The sequence below is a fragment of the Synechococcus sp. BMK-MC-1 genome (assembly GCF_014279955.1).
In the GTDB taxonomy this organism is placed as follows: domain Bacteria; phylum Cyanobacteriota; class Cyanobacteriia; order PCC-6307; family Cyanobiaceae; genus Synechococcus_C.
In genome coordinates, this window is the sequence record NZ_CP047939.1 from 844514 (window position 1) to 856920 (window position 12407).

Consider the following 12407-nt stretch of genomic DNA (forward strand, 5'->3'; position numbering starts at 1 on the left):
CATCAGTGACCGCTGATCAACGCCTTTATCAGTTGATCAATCTTCTGTTGCAGCAGCGTGATCGGATCATCAACGGCATCAACCTCATCGAGATCTTTCACGCGCCAGAAGCGGATCTTCGCTTCCAGGTCAGGAAACAGCTCCTGCACCATCGGCCTGTGGGCATCGGCGTCGACGGCCACCACCACATCGGCCTGTTCCACATCGGGTCGGCTGACCTGACGGGGCATCGCCAGTTGGGTTGGATTCACGGCAACGCCACGGTGTTGCAAGGCCGCCTGCGCCTCCTTGGCGATGGCGCCGACGTTGCCGCTGTCGGCTCTCACGTTCAAGCCAGCGGAGACAGCGTGAATGGCATCACATCGTCCCAGAAGAGCGATCTGATGGTTGAACCAGAGTTCCGAAAAGCGGCTGCGGAAATAATTTCCAGTGCAGAGAAAGAGAACGGTTTGCATTGCCGCGGTCAGGACGCAGGGTCTTGAGGCGCTGCACCCACCACACCCTGCTCTAAAGGCAGGAGGTCATCGTCATCCGTTGCCCGACTGCGAACCGGTGCACTGAATCCTCGGGCGCGGGCATTCTTGACCTCAAACGGGCCCGGTGTGCCGGTGGGCACGGCCAGTCGCAGAGCGAACGGGTGCTCGCCAGGCTCCACATCACCAATGGAACCCACCCGGGTGCGGTTTTGAAGAACAGGTTCACCACTGCGGTCGAGGATCCTGGCGTACACGTCGGTATCGACGACGGCACGCCGTCCACTGTTGTTCACCATGCCGGTGAGCACATAGCAGCTCGCCCCTTCCGGACTGGTGATCGTGGGTCTGCTGGAGGCTGCGGGACTGGGCTGGGCTCCTGGATCCAAGGCATCACAGGGAGCGAGCGCGACGCCCGTTAGGGGAAGATCGGCGGCGAAAACAGGTTGCGCCACAAGCATCAACAGGGCAATCACCCCGGCAATCAAACTGTTGCGCATGGTTCAGTGCTGCAGGTTTGAAACGGTGTTGGTGAGCTCGGCCACATCGGAAAGACCGTTCACATCGAACCAGGGAGCCGTGGCCCAGTCGAATCCCTCCCCGAAGGTGTTGTCTGGAGCTGTGATGTACCAGTGGCAGTTCACATCGGGAACATCAACAGCGCACTGGGACCAGTCGTTTTGCCACTGAGGAACCTGCACCCACATCACTGCGGCGAAGAGCAAGGAGAGGAGGCTTCTCAGCACGGGACCCAGACAGGATGGCTGGACGCTACCAGGGTTCTGATGGGCTTGCGAGCACTGTGGCTTTCCTCTCGCTAGGACGTGGGAAGTGATTCGTCTTCGACGCCACCCCCGCATGCAAAGTCCATCGCCGATGCGTTCTGTCAACTCCGGAGGTCCGGAGGGGGGCTTGGTGGCCATCGTGGCCCTTGTGCTGGCTGGATTGCTGCTGCTGGCGCAATCGTTGTTCGTCGTTCCTGCAGGTGAAGTGGCCGTGATCACCACTCTGGGCAAGGTGAGCGGGACGCCACGGCAACCGGGCCTCAATGTGAAAGCACCTTTGGTTCAGCAGGTCTGGCCCTTCAGCATTCGCACCCAGGTGCGGCCTGAGAATTTCGCCACGCTCACCAAAGATCTTCAAGTCATCCAGGCCACAGCCACCATCAAGTACGCCTTGCGTCCCGATGAAGCCGGCAGGGTTTACAGCACGATCGCCAGCAGCGACCGTGATGTGTATCCGCGGATTATCCAGCCATCGCTCCTTAAAGCACTCAAGTCGGTGTTTTCGCAATACGAGCTGGTCACGATCGCGTCGGAGTGGAACGACATCTCTGCCCTGGTGGCCAGCACCGTGGCTGAAGAGCTGGATCAGTTCGATTACGTGAAAGTGGTGGGTCTGGATCTCACCGGTCTTGAGATTGCCGAGGAATACCGGGCGGCGATTGAGCAGAAGCAGATCGCTGAACAGCAGCTTCTGCGGGCTCAGACCGAGGTGAAGATCGCTGAGCAGGAGGCCCTTCGCTACGACACGCTGAACAAGAGCCTCGATGACCAGGTGCTCTACAAACTCTTCCTCGACAAGTGGGATGGTCAGACCGAGGTGGTTCCAGGCTTGCCAGGAACTGCAGGCGGCACGCCGCCGGTGATTGTTGGGCGGCGATGAACCGGTCGTGCTGCATGGCTCGCCTTGATCCCAGGCTGATTGTTCCATCGGTCATCACCAATGTGTTTCCAGGGCGCCGTCTCGCGCTTTGGTTGTTTGCTCCCCTGGTGCTGGTGACGCTTTGGCGCAGTCAGCATCATTTGCTGGCTGCTGATGGTGGTGCGCAGTCGATCGCTCATCTTCCCCTCGACGGCTATTCCGATCCTGCGGCAGCCACGATCGTGGGTGTGTTTGCTCTCTGGGGACTCAGCCAGCTGATCCTGGCGTTTCTGCAACTGCTGGCTCTGTTGCGCTACCGGGCCATGATTCCTTTGTTCTATCTGCTGACGTTGATCGAATACAGCGTGAGAGCCACTTACATTCCGGCGTTTCGCCCGATCCCGACCACGGCCACAGCTCCGGGCGCCGTGATCAATGGTCCCATTGCCGCCGTTTCTCTTGCGCTGTTGCTTCTCAGCATCTGGCCCAGGCGAGAGGTCTCTGTATGACGCAACGCACAGCCACCGGTCTTGTTCTGGTGCTCCTAGTGGGCCTGATCACCCACTGTGCATCCAGGGTGCAGAAACGCGTGCGCTATCGAGTGCTGCCTCAGCAGGCTCCAGGCAGGCTTCTTCCGGTTCCGGTGCGTCATCCATCGTCCAAGCCCGGTTTGCTCCTTTGACGGGGGACCTTGAGTACGGGAAGAAATTCCAACGTATCGCCGGATACAGGGCTGGTACTCCTACTGATGAAGAACCCCTTCTGGAGGTTCTGACCATGTCGATGAAACAGCTGGAGACGTTCTTGGTCAAGGCTAGTGGCAATGACGACATCCGACGCGAGTTGGACCAGTGCGACGGCGACACGATCTGCGTCGCCAAAGTGGGTCTGCGCCATGGCCACAAGTTTTCTGCCGCCAACTACAGCCGGTGGCAGAGAGAGCACGGCTGAACGCCATCTGTGACGGCACGTTGACACAATCCACGGCGACCGGAAGAGCTCACTTACAACTGATGAGTCCCTGATTGAGACCCCAAATGGAGACCAGCTTCGGCAGGGACCTTGCCCGTTCGCTTGCGTTGATGCTTCTGGAATTGCAGGCTGAACTTGAGGAGTTCGCTCACCAAGTTGACCTTCAACCAGATGTTGTGCCGTCCGCTGTTGAGCGGAGCCTGAGAACTCAGGCTCCGCGGTAATCGGGGTCGAGGGGAAGTCCTTTCACGCCCAAGGCGATCTGACGGGCTGCCAGCAGCCCCGGGTAAAGAAGATTGGCGCGCCGGGTGTCGCTGAACACGCCATGAAGAATGCGCAGCAGCGGATCGCTTGGTGTGAGGTTCTGGCAAAGCATGGCGATGGCTTCGCTGCCATGCCAAATCTGTTCGCCGTCCATCAGCACGGCGCCATTGCTGATGTTGTAGCCACGCGTCCTGAGCATGGCTCTGAGTTCATGATCGCTGCGGCCGTCGCGAATCACGAGGTCTGGAATCCCACCAAGCAACTCACTGCGGAGCGCGAAATGCCGACAGAACGGGCAGCCGCCGTCGTAAACGAGTGTGAGAGCCATGACGCGCATTCTGGCGTGCTAAGGGAGTTTTCAGCCGCTGCTCAGCCACTTTTCAGTGCCGTTTTTGTAGGGACGATCGAGGCTCAAGCCACGGGGGACGCGCCGATCCCCTCATTGTTCGGGAGCTCCCCATGACTGACTACGAAGTTCATCTACGCCGTTACGGCGGTGCCATGCACGGCCCAATGATTATCAGGCTGGAAGCGGAAGACCCCGTGCAAGCCCAGCGCGCAGCCCGCGATCTCTGCCCTGGTGCGGTCGTGACGCGGGTTGAGCCGACCTACTCCATGCGCTGAGGGGGCCATTGCACTCTGAACGGTAGGTTGACCTCATTACATCAATCGGATCGCACGTCCCTGGAATGGCAGACAAGGAACTCCTCAGAGAAGTGGCGCTTGAGCTCTGGAGCTCAGTGAAGAAGCTGCGCCCAGGTCTGCCACGGGAATCACGCCTGGAACTCACCCTCAAGGCGTTGATGGTGATCGGGGATCTCAGTGATCAGATTCAGGCTGCGGTGGTGGTGGGGCTGATTGCCGAACAGGAGCCCCCTGACAGTGAGCCCGAAGGGCAGGATGTCACCGTCAAGGAGGAGAGCACGGCTGCCAAGGCTGGTGCCGACATCGAGCAGACACCGGACGGGCGTCGGGTGGTGCGACGTCGATCCCGGTCCGGGAGCTGAGCCCTTGAGGTCATTCAGGCATCGAAGCCAGTGAGGCTTCGCCCCGGCGGTTGATGGCCTGGGCGAATTCGGTCCATTGGCCCTGGCCCCAGTAGCGGAAGCAACTGGTTTCCAGCAGCAACACGTGCAGTAAGGCCTGTTGATAGGCAGAACTGGCGGTCACCGATGGATCCGCAGCAACGGCCGCGTCGAAGTGCTGATGGAAGCGTGCGCTCAAGGCCTGCATCGGATCCAGCACATTGCTGTAGCCATCCACCCAGCTGAGATTGTTGGTCCAGGAGGCACCCTGCATCGAAAACCCATCCCCAAGGGATGTGAGTTTCTCGATTGCTGCGGTGATGGCGTCCGGGTGAAGCGCATCACCCACGTCCTCCCACACTCTGTGCTGGTGCACAGCCTGAATCCGGGGAAAGTGGCGCTCTTCCACCCCGATGGATTCGAGATGCGCCAGATACTCGGAGCCATTGAGCGCTGCGACGTTGCCTTCCCCATCCCGAACGCGGCGGTTGGCCTGACGGAACGCCTCAGGAAACTCGTTCATCATCACGCCGCCATTCTCTCCATCGGCGATCTGGCTCACCAGTGATGGCACGGTTCTGCCATGGAGCTGCTGCGCTTCCAGACCCATCGCCTCATAACACGGTTGCATCTGGCCCACCAGCTTGGTGTCGGATCCCTGGGTTTTGATCAGCACCGTGATGCTGACCTCATCGCCGCGGGAGTTCCTGGCCATGAGCTGATTGGGGAGGTACCGCTGGGCACTCGCGAGGGGGGTTCCGTCGCATCGCTCCACGCTGTGCTCCTGCACCAACATCCAGCGATAACCGGAGTCCTTCAACGCCTTCACCAGAGCAAACAGGGTGTCGGGGTGATTGGGGAGGTGCATCTCCGGAAGGGAGAACCCCTGCACGCGCTGCAACGCTTCGTCGCCGAAAAGGTCAGCGAATTGATGGTGCCAGGCACTGATCTGCAAGGCGAGATCAGGGATCGGGGTGGAGGGTGCCACGGCATGGCTCCAGAACGTGCCGAGCCACTCCACATGGTTTTGCATCTGCTGATCACAGGCGAGGTAGCGCAAGGCCTCTGTGACGTCATCACGGCCCATCTGCACCACACCCCAGAGCAGATTGCCGGAGTAATCCAGCATGATTTTGGGGTTGCAGCCCTCGTTGATCAGATCGGGGATCAGGGTCGCCATGCGCCGGTAGCACTGGGCGAAAGGCTCGGCGTTGTGATTGTCCCCCTCTCCTGGACGATCGAACATGTACTGGAGGTGGGAGATCAGCGCCCCATTCACTCCTGCTGGCACGGTGGGCTGATGCATGTGCAGGGCACAAGCGAAAGCGGCCTGCTGGTTGTCCAGCGTGCTGTTCGGCAATGCCATCCATCGCCTGGGACGATTCAGCCTGAGGGACTGGATGGCCTGTTCTCGCCCGGCGATTGGGGGGAATTGGTGTGGGTCCATGGCGCTTGGCTGCTGGGTGCGGATCTCGATCGTTCAGGCGGTGCTTAGTGTGCATTCCATTGCTAACCCTCCATTGAAGGCAATGGGAGAACGTCAACCAATGCACGGGATGCGGTTCGGGTCAATGCTGTTCCTGGTCAGCCTGCTGGGCCTGCAGGGTGTGGCCACGCGCCATGGCTTGGCGGGTCACCACCATCACGGCGGGGGCCATCATCACGGCGGGGGCCATCATCACGGCGGGGGCCATCATCACGGCGGTAGTCGCGATTACCACTACCACCACCGCTACAGCAACGGCTACTGGTACGGCCATCACGGGCGTTGGTATGGCCCCGGGTATGCCAACCGTTGGAGTTGGAATTCCTTCGGCGCGCTTGCTGGTGCTGCTGTGATTGGTGGCCTGGTGAGTCGTGCCTTCGAGGCCAGCAGCCCAACGATCGCTGTGCCCGATAGTTCATATGCGCTGAATTACGACAGCGTTCGCGCTGACGGCAATGTGATCACCTTCAAGGTGGATGGTGCTCCAATGCGAGCCGACTGCAGCAGCGGAACGCTCAATGGCCATCCCCCGGAGAGTCGCGGAGAGGAGCAATTGGTGAATGCGGTCTGCACGGTTGCCTTCGGGGTTTGAGCTGGAGGGCAACGTTTAGGCCACTTCCGGTGCCCAGCCAGCCTGGCGATGCCAGCTGGGAGCCCATTGCAGGCAGTGGTGGGTGAGGTGTGAGCCCTGGGGAAGTTGCTGATGTTGCCGTTCGCAGCCCAGCAGTGTGCGTCCCTGCTGGTCAGAGCCGTAGCGGAAGTGTTGGCACGTCATGCAAACGCTTGACCCGCGACTGGGCTGCAAATCGTCGACGCTGAGAACACTCCAGGACTCCATCACTCGATGGCGCAGTACATCTGTACTAGCCAGGGTGAGGGTTTTGGTCGAGAAATGGAAAGCAATGGAGCTGTCGCTTCAGAAGGGGCCGATGCTCGTTCCATGGGAATCCTTCACTGCCCGCTTTGTTTTGGCCTCGCGCTGCTCTCGGCGCTGCGCTTTCTTGCTCATGCCGTGATGCTGGTGCAGCTTGAACTCAGCCGGGACGAGCGATTCGCACATCCGGCCGAGCTGCTCGGCACCGTGTTTGAGCTCTGAAGGGAGCTGAATCAGGTGTTGCAGGTGCATCCGCAGGACCCGTTGCCGTGGCAGGGTTCCTGGTTTTTGTGTCCGCTGGCGCAGGCCTCTGAGCAGAATGCACGGCCATCGCGGAGAACAGCGTCACCTTCGGACACGGTGCAGACGCAATCGGGGCATGCGCAGGGAGTTGTTAACGGTGCCATCGCGTGACTCCTGAGGAAAGGGATAATTCCGTCTTACGCCTCCTGAAATGGGGCTGCAAGGGGGGATCCGTACATCCGGATTGCTGGGTTCAGCGGCGGCTGGAGGCAAGAAAGCCCTTGATGTAGTCCAGGCCCCAGTCGAGGGTGTGCACGGGCAGTTCGTAGCAGTCGTTGAAGAGGCGGCGTTTGGCCTGCTCGAGCCGGGCCAGGCCAATGGCCTGGAGGTTGGCGCTGGATGCAAGGAAAAATTCTTCCCGTGCCGCCGGGTCATTGCGCTTCATGCCGTTCACGTACAGCGTGCGGACGTCCTGGAAGAGGTTGGCCGTTTCTTCGTTGAAGCGGATGACCTCATCGCCAAGGGGGATTTCCATGGTTTTGATGCAGTGCATCGAAAAGGCCATGGCTGCGCGCGTTTCCTCGGGGGAAAGGGCATCGTCGTGGCCATCGCGGAATTGATGCTGAATCACCCCATTGCTGCACTCGAGCAAGCGGAGAACCGCGAGCTTTTCAAGCTCGGTGTCGGGAAGTTGGCTGAAGAGGCTGTGCCAGTTGCGTCGTTTCATTGCTCTGCGATCACCCAGGCGGTAGCGGCGCGCTGGCGCATGTAGAGGTCGGCCAGCTCGCGAGCGAGGGAGCGCAACTCTTGAACGTTGTCGGTGGCGTCGATGGTGCGCTTGAGCGACTCGACCTCGAATTTTTGGCTGAGGGACAGCTGCATGGAACAGCGCTCGGTTGCCCCCACCTTAAAAAAAGTTCACGAACGTTGGTTGTTGCGTTCGCTGCCAAAAGTGAGGCTGTTTCCGCAGTGCGCTTCGGCGCCTGCCAGGATGTAACAAATTCGTTACATTGCAGCGATGACCGTCGGCGAGCTTTTCCTTGAATCCCTGTCCACGGGGGTGATTACGGAAGATGAGATGCAGTGGCTCACTGCGCATCAACAGGGGTTCTCCCGCACGGAAGAGGCTGCCGCCGTGCGCCTGGGTCGGCTCGTGGATGAGGGGATCGTGAACCTGGGGTGCCGGGTGTCAGGCCGCTTGCTCCAGCACCGCGTCGTTCGTGATCACTGGATCGAGCCGCTGGGTCGCCGTCGAGGGCAAATGCTTTGAGGATGCGGGCTGCAGACTCCAATCCCATAGCGGACTTTCTTAAGTGTGTTCGCGCCGTGGTGAAGCAGGGGTGCGAACAGCGCTCCCTCGATGCTGTGGAGGCCTGGGCTTCCCCCAGTGGAATGCGTCAGCGCTACCTGGCACGTACAGGTGAGCGCGCCTTCTGCTTCGTGGCTCTCTGGGACAGTAAAGAGGCTCTTGTCGCGGCACGGCCGGAGATGATTGAGCACCTGAATTCAGTCAGGGATCTGCTTGCGGAGCTGACCCCAGAACTGGGCGTCACCGATCCGGTCTCCGGCCCCGTGATCCACTGCACGAACGGCTGAAGCCCCTCACGACTCCGGCGAATCCTCGCGTTCGCGAATTCGCTGCTCGAATCGCCTCACGTGCTGGCGTTTCCTGGCGATGGGTACACCCACCACAAGCGCAAGCACACCCACGAGCAAGAGCGTGGCGAGCAACTGCCCCAGGGTGGCCTGGGGAAACACGCTGGATGACAGCCGGTCCACGGCTTCTTCCACAGCGCTGCCGTTTGTGGTGTTCAGAACCGGTGCCATCGAGACAAGCCTCACAGGTGGTCGACAGCGATCAGGGCTTGTTTCAGTTTGGCTGGAATTGATCTGAAGTCCCTTGGCCTGTGATCAAGCGGTCCTGAACCGGGGTGATCAGGGCCTGCAACTGAAGAAACAAAGCCTCACGCAGGCGCCGGCCGCTGGGGTGGCCATCGCGGAGGGCACCACCTGCGTGGCTCACCAAGGCTGCGCGACAGCAGCGCTCCGCCATCGCCAGGGCTGCAGCACGCAGGTTGTGGTGCGCCTTGTCGCTGAGGCTGTCTGGATGGTCGGCGGCGATGTAGCAACGCCTGCGCAGCTCTGAGGCCTCCTCCCCCAAGGTCTGCGCCGTGGTGATCCATCCCTCCGCCCGGCGACGTTGGCCCTGCATCAGCAGATCGCCGAGAGCAGCCCGGATCAGACCGAAGGCGGCTGGGTTGGCCAAGCGCGTGCGGGCCTGATCGGCCTTTGTCCACGCAGCGATCGGCGTGGTTCCCAGCACCCAGGACGCCGGGATCGGGCAGTGATCCAAGTGAACCGGTCGACTCCAGGTGCCGCCCATGGCCATTAGCTGCAGTGGGGGTTCCGCGGTCAGCCCCCTGGGCAGGGAGGCCTGGGCCTGCTTGTCGAGCAGGAGTGCCAGAACGGAAGCCTCGGGATCCTGGCCGGTGCGCACTTGCAGGGCCACTGCATCGGCCAGATCCCAACCGGTGATCCAGTCGAGCTGGCCCTGCAGCTCCCAACCATCGCTGCACACGGAGGCCACGGGGTTGGCGGGGCCTGGACGGCGCAGGTGTGCAAAGGCTGTGGCACCAACGGCTGTCCCCGTGGCCAGGCGATCCAGCCAGCGCTCTTTGAGCGTTTCGTTTGTCGAGACCTGCAGTAAGCGTAGGGGCGACTGGTGTTGCGACCAGCAAAACCACACGGCTGTGTCGGCCATGGCCAGCCGCTCCGCCCGTTCCCGCTGCTGCGGAGCTGGCGCCACTGGCCCCAGCCAGCCGATGGCACTGAGCTGATCCAGCACAGAACGGGGCACGCCGCGGCGTTCGTGGTCGGCGGCCGCGGCCGTGATGGTTGAGAGCACGGCGTTCTCCTCCGCGCTGGCGGCGGCATCCGGTGCGTGCGGGCCGAGAGGATCAAGGCCCTGCATCAAGCGGAAAGCCACTGCAGTGACACCCTGCGTTGGCGTGGACCATCGAGTTCCACCAGGATCACGTCCTGGTAGCGCCCCAGCTGCAGGGCTCCATTGCTCACCGCCACCGTTGTTTGATGGCCGAGCAGCAGGGCCTGCAGGTGGGCATGGGAGTTCCGCGGTTCATCGTCGGGAATCCCAGGGCGCAGCTCCAGGTCGTTGTGTTTCCAAGCGGCAGTGGGGGGTGCCAGCTGCCGCAGCCATTGCTGCAGATCCAACAGGAGCCTCTCCTCCAGTTCGTTCACGATCACGGCGATGGTGGTGTGTTGCGTTGACACCACAACGGCTCCATCGCGTTCGCCATGCACCTGAACAAATCGCTGCAATTCGCCAGTCAGTGATAGGCACTGGAAGGGGGCCTCAGTGCTGAGGTGGAGGAGCTGGGAGGTCATGAATTCATGTTGCCTGTGAATCGATGCTTCGTCTTTGGTTCAGGGGGGCTAAGAATGCGAGCAATGAACAGGACCCATGGCCCTTCTTCCCCGCTGGCAGTACATGACCGAGGAGAGCAAGGCGCTTGTGAAGCGCGCAGCGGTGAGCGTGCTGGTGCTGTTCCTGGCGGCGATCCTGCTGCGGGCGCTTTTGCCTTGGGTGTTGTTGGCCTTGATCCTCTGGTTTGGTTGGAGCTGGATGAACCGCCGCTGATGGCGTGATGCTTCAAGGCAGGTGAGGTGTCACACCTGGATGGTGCCGCTCAGGTAGGGAATCACCCGCCCGCTGATCAGCACCCGCTCACCCTGCAGCGTGCAGCACAGCGAGCCGCCGCGGGCGGAGAGCTGCCGGGCGGAGAGCACGGTCTTGTCGAGTGTTTCGCACCAGTAAGGGGTGAGGCTGCAGTGCGCGGACCCGGTCACGGGGTCTTCCGGAATGCCGCACCCCGGAGCGAAGAATCGACTCACCACGTCCACGTGTTGGCCTGGTGCGGTAACGATCAAGCCTCGGCCCGGGAGGGCGGCCACGCGCTCCAGATCTGGATGCAGGCTGCGAATCGTGTCCTCATCGGCGAACACGGCGATCAGATCCACCCCCTGCAGACAGCTCTGGGGAGTGGCGCCGATGGCTTCCCCCAGCCCTGCTGGTGGCAGGCAAGGGTGGGCCCGCTGCACCGGAAAATCGAGGCAGATTCGGTCGCCCTCGCGCTGAACGCGGAGGGGACCACTGCGGGATTGAAACAGCAAGGTGTCCCGCTGCGGCTCCTGGCGGAACACCACAGCGGCCGCCGCCAGGGTGGCGTGGCCGCAGAGATCCACCTCACAGGTGGGGGTGAACCAGCGAAGTTGATAACGTCCCCCACCGCCAACAAGAAACGCTGTTTCCGAGAGGTTGTTTTCCGTGGCGATCGCCTGCATCAGCGCGTCTGGCAGCCAGGCGTCCAGGCAACACACGGCGGCGGGATTGCCCTCAAACGGCGCCTCCGCGAAGGCGGCCAGTTGCTCGATCGCAATCCGGGTGCTCATGGCTCGCGCGGCTCCTCTGTGTTGCTTGCAGCCCGGGACCGTTCCACCTGGATGAACACCAGCCAGGCCATTGCTGCCAGGCCTGCACCCAGCCAGTCATTGCGCAGCGCCTCCACCAGAGCTGCGGTGCTGGCGGCAATGCGTAAGACCCGCAGCAGCAGCTTGAGCAGCGGAGGTCGGGCAGGTGGTTCAACGGTCATTAATCCAGGCCTCGCTGGCGCCATTCAAAGCCTCCTGAGGCGATGGGGCCGCTGCATGGGCAGGATGTGGCTTGGCTGCAGCGGTTTGATGGCAACGGTTCTCGTGACAGGATCCAATCGCGGCATCGGCCTGGAGTACTGCCGTCAGTTGCGTGACCGTGGCTTCGATGTGATTGCCGTGTGCCGGGAGACTTCCCCGGAGCTGCAGGCTCTTGGTGTGCGCATCGAGGCCGGTTTGGATCAGGCGGACCCAGGGATGCCCGCGGAGTTGACTGGCCGTCTTGATGGCCTGCCTCTGCACTGGGTGATTCTCAATGCCGGAATCCTGGAGTCGATCGGCTTCGATCTGCTGGATGAGGCCTCCATCCGCCGTCAGTTCGAGGTGAATGCTCTCGCCCCGCTGCGGCTGGTGCGGGCGCTGGTGACACAGATTCCCAGTGGCGGCAAGCTGGCGTTGATGAGCAGCCGCATGGCCTCCATCGACGACAACACCTCCGGTGGCTCCTACGGCTACCGCATGTCGAAGGCGGCGCTCAACAGCGCTGGCAAGTCGTTGGCCCATGACCTGCGATCGCGGGGCATCGCCGTGGCCATCCTGCATCCAGGGCTGGTGAGCACGCGCATGATCGGCTTCAATCCCAAGGGCATCAGTCCGGAGCAAGCCGTGAGCGGTTTGCTCGCGCGCATGGATGCGCTCAATCTCGACAGCAGCGGCACCTTCTGGCACGCCAATGGTGAGGTGCTTCCTTGGTGAGC

The 12407-nt window shown here is 61.7% G+C and carries 26 protein-coding genes; 12 read left to right on the forward strand and 14 right to left on the reverse strand.

Features of this window, described 5'->3' with window-relative positions:
- Positions 1–2: 2 nt before the first annotated feature.
- Genes SynBMKMC1_RS04575 through SynBMKMC1_RS04585 form a run of 3 tightly spaced genes read right to left on the reverse strand, consistent with a single transcriptional unit; the run spans position 3 to position 1219 of the window.
- Entirely contained in the window at positions 3–455 is a 453-nt protein-coding gene (locus tag SynBMKMC1_RS04575) for a low molecular weight phosphatase family protein (RefSeq protein WP_186472858.1), read from the reverse strand.
- A gap of 8 nt (positions 456–463) precedes the next feature.
- Positions 464–973, reverse strand: coding sequence for a hypothetical protein (locus tag SynBMKMC1_RS04580; protein ID WP_186472859.1), 510 nt, complete (start codon positions 971–973; stop codon positions 464–466).
- A 3-nt stretch (positions 974–976) separates the two neighbouring features.
- A complete protein-coding gene (locus SynBMKMC1_RS04585) occupies positions 977–1219 on the reverse strand; it encodes a hypothetical protein (RefSeq protein WP_011932741.1) in 243 nt (80 codons plus the stop codon).
- Positions 1220–1349: 130 nt separating this feature from the next.
- Between SynBMKMC1_RS04585 and SynBMKMC1_RS04590 the strand changes: the two genes are divergently transcribed.
- From SynBMKMC1_RS04590 to SynBMKMC1_RS04605, 4 genes are all read left to right on the forward strand, one after another.
- Entirely contained in the window at positions 1350–2138 is a 789-nt protein-coding gene (locus SynBMKMC1_RS04590; RefSeq protein WP_011932742.1) for a prohibitin family protein, read from the forward strand.
- A 14-nt stretch (positions 2139–2152) separates the two neighbouring features.
- Positions 2153–2626: a hypothetical protein gene (locus SynBMKMC1_RS04595; RefSeq protein WP_186472861.1), complete on the forward strand. Its 474-nt coding sequence runs from the start codon at positions 2153–2155 to the stop codon at positions 2624–2626.
- A complete protein-coding gene (locus SynBMKMC1_RS04600) occupies positions 2623–2799 on the forward strand; it encodes a hypothetical protein (protein WP_186472862.1) in 177 nt (58 codons plus the stop codon). Before SynBMKMC1_RS04595 ends, SynBMKMC1_RS04600 begins: the two co-directional genes overlap by 4 nt.
- A 95-nt stretch (positions 2800–2894) precedes the next feature.
- Complete coding sequence (locus tag SynBMKMC1_RS04605) at positions 2895–3068, forward strand: Nif11 family protein (protein WP_186472863.1); 174 nt, start codon at positions 2895–2897, stop codon at positions 3066–3068.
- 229 nt (positions 3069–3297) lie between these two features.
- Here SynBMKMC1_RS04605 and SynBMKMC1_RS04610 read toward each other — a convergent pair whose 3' ends face one another.
- A complete protein-coding gene (locus SynBMKMC1_RS04610; RefSeq protein ID WP_186472864.1) occupies positions 3298–3681 on the reverse strand; it encodes a DCC1-like thiol-disulfide oxidoreductase family protein in 384 nt (127 codons plus the stop codon).
- A gap of 131 nt (positions 3682–3812) precedes the next feature.
- Here SynBMKMC1_RS04610 and SynBMKMC1_RS04615 point away from each other — a divergent pair, with 131 nt between their 5' ends.
- Complete coding sequence (locus SynBMKMC1_RS04615) at positions 3813–3977, forward strand: hypothetical protein (protein ID WP_011932747.1); 165 nt, start codon at positions 3813–3815, stop codon at positions 3975–3977.
- A 65-nt stretch (positions 3978–4042) separates the two neighbouring features.
- Complete coding sequence (locus SynBMKMC1_RS04620) at positions 4043–4360, forward strand: TIGR03894 family protein (protein ID WP_186472865.1); 318 nt, start codon at positions 4043–4045, stop codon at positions 4358–4360.
- Positions 4361–4370: 10 nt separating this feature from the next.
- Here the strand turns inward: SynBMKMC1_RS04620 and SynBMKMC1_RS04625 are convergent, their stop codons facing one another.
- Entirely contained in the window at positions 4371–5825 is a 1455-nt protein-coding gene (locus tag SynBMKMC1_RS04625) for a glycosyl hydrolase family 57 (protein ID WP_186472866.1), read from the reverse strand.
- 109 nt (positions 5826–5934) lie between these two features.
- On the opposite strand from SynBMKMC1_RS04625, the gene SynBMKMC1_RS04630 reads away from it, so the two are divergent.
- Positions 5935–6456 carry a hypothetical protein gene (locus tag SynBMKMC1_RS04630; RefSeq protein WP_186472867.1) on the forward strand — a complete coding sequence of 174 codons (522 nt, stop codon included), beginning with the start codon at positions 5935–5937 and terminating at the stop codon, positions 6454–6456.
- 15 nt (positions 6457–6471) lie between these two features.
- On the opposite strand, the gene SynBMKMC1_RS04635 is transcribed toward SynBMKMC1_RS04630, so the two are convergent.
- Positions 6472–6639 (reverse strand): hypothetical protein, encoded by a 168-nt coding sequence (locus tag SynBMKMC1_RS04635; protein ID WP_370593933.1) that lies wholly within the window; start codon positions 6637–6639, stop codon positions 6472–6474.
- A 69-nt stretch (positions 6640–6708) separates the two neighbouring features.
- On the opposite strand from SynBMKMC1_RS04635, the gene SynBMKMC1_RS04640 reads away from it, so the two are divergent.
- Entirely contained in the window at positions 6709–6960 is a 252-nt protein-coding gene (locus SynBMKMC1_RS04640) for a hypothetical protein (protein WP_186473507.1), read from the forward strand.
- An 11-nt stretch (positions 6961–6971) separates the two neighbouring features.
- Here the strand turns inward: SynBMKMC1_RS04640 and SynBMKMC1_RS04645 are convergent, their stop codons facing one another.
- The 3 genes from SynBMKMC1_RS04645 to SynBMKMC1_RS04655 form a co-directional block, all read right to left on the reverse strand.
- A complete protein-coding gene (locus SynBMKMC1_RS04645; RefSeq protein ID WP_186472869.1) occupies positions 6972–7145 on the reverse strand; it encodes a conjugal transfer protein TrbI in 174 nt (57 codons plus the stop codon).
- Between the two features lie 89 nt (positions 7146–7234).
- Positions 7235–7708, reverse strand: a complete 474-nt coding sequence (locus SynBMKMC1_RS04650) for a hypothetical protein (protein WP_186472870.1) — start codon at positions 7706–7708, stop codon at positions 7235–7237.
- Positions 7705–7863 carry a hypothetical protein gene (locus SynBMKMC1_RS04655; protein WP_011932755.1) on the reverse strand — a complete coding sequence of 53 codons (159 nt, stop codon included), beginning with the start codon at positions 7861–7863 and terminating at the stop codon, positions 7705–7707. The genes SynBMKMC1_RS04650 and SynBMKMC1_RS04655 overlap by 4 nt, the downstream gene beginning before the upstream one ends.
- Before the next feature lie 136 nt (positions 7864–7999).
- Between SynBMKMC1_RS04655 and SynBMKMC1_RS04660 the strand changes: the two genes are divergently transcribed.
- Positions 8000–8251 (forward strand): hypothetical protein, encoded by a 252-nt coding sequence (locus tag SynBMKMC1_RS04660; protein WP_011932756.1) that lies wholly within the window; start codon positions 8000–8002, stop codon positions 8249–8251.
- A gap of 2 nt (positions 8252–8253) precedes the next feature.
- Positions 8254–8577, forward strand: coding sequence for a hypothetical protein (locus tag SynBMKMC1_RS04665; protein ID WP_255486300.1), 324 nt, complete (start codon positions 8254–8256; stop codon positions 8575–8577).
- Between the two features lie 6 nt (positions 8578–8583).
- Here the strand turns inward: SynBMKMC1_RS04665 and SynBMKMC1_RS04670 are convergent, their stop codons facing one another.
- From SynBMKMC1_RS04670 to SynBMKMC1_RS04680, 3 genes are read right to left on the reverse strand one after another with little or no spacing between them, the layout of a single operon-like run.
- The gene (locus tag SynBMKMC1_RS04670; RefSeq protein WP_186472871.1) at positions 8584–8808 is read right to left on the reverse strand and encodes a hypothetical protein; all 225 of its coding nucleotides are present in this window, start codon (positions 8806–8808) and stop codon (positions 8584–8586) included.
- Positions 8809–8851: 43 nt separating this feature from the next.
- Positions 8852–9967 (reverse strand): acyl-CoA dehydrogenase family protein, encoded by a 1116-nt coding sequence (locus SynBMKMC1_RS04675; protein ID WP_186472872.1) that lies wholly within the window; start codon positions 9965–9967, stop codon positions 8852–8854.
- A complete protein-coding gene (locus SynBMKMC1_RS04680) occupies positions 9952–10386 on the reverse strand; it encodes a secondary thiamine-phosphate synthase enzyme YjbQ (RefSeq protein ID WP_186472873.1) in 435 nt (144 codons plus the stop codon). The genes SynBMKMC1_RS04675 and SynBMKMC1_RS04680 overlap by 16 nt, the downstream gene beginning before the upstream one ends.
- A gap of 76 nt (positions 10387–10462) precedes the next feature.
- Between SynBMKMC1_RS04680 and SynBMKMC1_RS04685 the strand changes: the two genes are divergently transcribed.
- Complete coding sequence (locus SynBMKMC1_RS04685; protein WP_186472874.1) at positions 10463–10639, forward strand: hypothetical protein; 177 nt, start codon at positions 10463–10465, stop codon at positions 10637–10639.
- A gap of 29 nt (positions 10640–10668) precedes the next feature.
- On the opposite strand, the gene SynBMKMC1_RS04690 is transcribed toward SynBMKMC1_RS04685, so the two are convergent.
- Together SynBMKMC1_RS04690 and SynBMKMC1_RS04695 are read right to left on the reverse strand one after the other, a co-directional pair.
- On the reverse strand, positions 10669–11451 hold the full coding sequence (locus tag SynBMKMC1_RS04690) for a PhzF family phenazine biosynthesis protein (protein ID WP_186472875.1): 783 nt from the start codon (positions 11449–11451) through the stop codon (positions 10669–10671).
- Positions 11448–11651, reverse strand: a complete 204-nt coding sequence (locus SynBMKMC1_RS04695) for a hypothetical protein (protein WP_186472876.1) — start codon at positions 11649–11651, stop codon at positions 11448–11450. The genes SynBMKMC1_RS04690 and SynBMKMC1_RS04695 overlap by 4 nt, the downstream gene beginning before the upstream one ends.
- Before the next feature lie 88 nt (positions 11652–11739).
- On the opposite strand from SynBMKMC1_RS04695, the gene SynBMKMC1_RS04700 reads away from it, so the two are divergent.
- The gene (locus SynBMKMC1_RS04700; protein ID WP_186472877.1) at positions 11740–12405 is read left to right on the forward strand and encodes an SDR family oxidoreductase; all 666 of its coding nucleotides are present in this window, start codon (positions 11740–11742) and stop codon (positions 12403–12405) included.
- Positions 12406–12407: the final 2 nt, after the last annotated feature.

Coding starts and splice junctions, on each gene's coding strand:
- SynBMKMC1_RS04695 (WP_186472876.1), bottom strand. CDS start 11,651: ATGACCGTTGAACCACCTGCCCGACCTCCGCTGCTCAAGCTGCTGCTG.
- SynBMKMC1_RS04590 (WP_011932742.1), top strand. CDS start 1,350: ATGCGTTCTGTCAACTCCGGAGGTCCGGAGGGGGGCTTGGTGGCCATC.
- SynBMKMC1_RS04575 (WP_186472858.1), bottom strand. CDS start 455: ATGCAAACCGTTCTCTTTCTCTGCACTGGAAATTATTTCCGCAGCCGC.
- SynBMKMC1_RS04680 (WP_186472873.1), bottom strand. CDS start 10,386: ATGACCTCCCAGCTCCTCCACCTCAGCACTGAGGCCCCCTTCCAGTGC.
- SynBMKMC1_RS04665 (WP_255486300.1), top strand. CDS start 8,254: ATGCGGGCTGCAGACTCCAATCCCATAGCGGACTTTCTTAAGTGTGTT.
- SynBMKMC1_RS04640 (WP_186473507.1), top strand. CDS start 6,709: ATGGCGCAGTACATCTGTACTAGCCAGGGTGAGGGTTTTGGTCGAGAA.
- SynBMKMC1_RS04685 (WP_186472874.1), top strand. CDS start 10,463: ATGGCCCTTCTTCCCCGCTGGCAGTACATGACCGAGGAGAGCAAGGCG.
- SynBMKMC1_RS04635 (WP_370593933.1), bottom strand. CDS start 6,639: ATGACGTGCCAACACTTCCGCTACGGCTCTGACCAGCAGGGACGCACA.
- SynBMKMC1_RS04600 (WP_186472862.1), top strand. CDS start 2,623: ATGACGCAACGCACAGCCACCGGTCTTGTTCTGGTGCTCCTAGTGGGC.
- SynBMKMC1_RS04625 (WP_186472866.1), bottom strand. CDS start 5,825: ATGGACCCACACCAATTCCCCCCAATCGCCGGGCGAGAACAGGCCATC.
- SynBMKMC1_RS04700 (WP_186472877.1), top strand. CDS start 11,740: ATGGCAACGGTTCTCGTGACAGGATCCAATCGCGGCATCGGCCTGGAG.
- SynBMKMC1_RS04655 (WP_011932755.1), bottom strand. CDS start 7,863: ATGCAGCTGTCCCTCAGCCAAAAATTCGAGGTCGAGTCGCTCAAGCGC.
- SynBMKMC1_RS04645 (WP_186472869.1), bottom strand. CDS start 7,145: ATGGCACCGTTAACAACTCCCTGCGCATGCCCCGATTGCGTCTGCACC.
- SynBMKMC1_RS04620 (WP_186472865.1), top strand. CDS start 4,043: ATGGCAGACAAGGAACTCCTCAGAGAAGTGGCGCTTGAGCTCTGGAGC.
- SynBMKMC1_RS04660 (WP_011932756.1), top strand. CDS start 8,000: ATGACCGTCGGCGAGCTTTTCCTTGAATCCCTGTCCACGGGGGTGATT.
- SynBMKMC1_RS04615 (WP_011932747.1), top strand. CDS start 3,813: ATGACTGACTACGAAGTTCATCTACGCCGTTACGGCGGTGCCATGCAC.
- SynBMKMC1_RS04595 (WP_186472861.1), top strand. CDS start 2,153: ATGGCTCGCCTTGATCCCAGGCTGATTGTTCCATCGGTCATCACCAAT.
- SynBMKMC1_RS04610 (WP_186472864.1), bottom strand. CDS start 3,681: ATGGCTCTCACACTCGTTTACGACGGCGGCTGCCCGTTCTGTCGGCAT.
- SynBMKMC1_RS04605 (WP_186472863.1), top strand. CDS start 2,895: ATGTCGATGAAACAGCTGGAGACGTTCTTGGTCAAGGCTAGTGGCAAT.
- SynBMKMC1_RS04580 (WP_186472859.1), bottom strand. CDS start 973: ATGCGCAACAGTTTGATTGCCGGGGTGATTGCCCTGTTGATGCTTGTG.
- SynBMKMC1_RS04650 (WP_186472870.1), bottom strand. CDS start 7,708: ATGAAACGACGCAACTGGCACAGCCTCTTCAGCCAACTTCCCGACACC.
- SynBMKMC1_RS04630 (WP_186472867.1), top strand. CDS start 5,935: ATGCGGTTCGGGTCAATGCTGTTCCTGGTCAGCCTGCTGGGCCTGCAG.
- SynBMKMC1_RS04670 (WP_186472871.1), bottom strand. CDS start 8,808: ATGGCACCGGTTCTGAACACCACAAACGGCAGCGCTGTGGAAGAAGCC.
- SynBMKMC1_RS04690 (WP_186472875.1), bottom strand. CDS start 11,451: ATGAGCACCCGGATTGCGATCGAGCAACTGGCCGCCTTCGCGGAGGCG.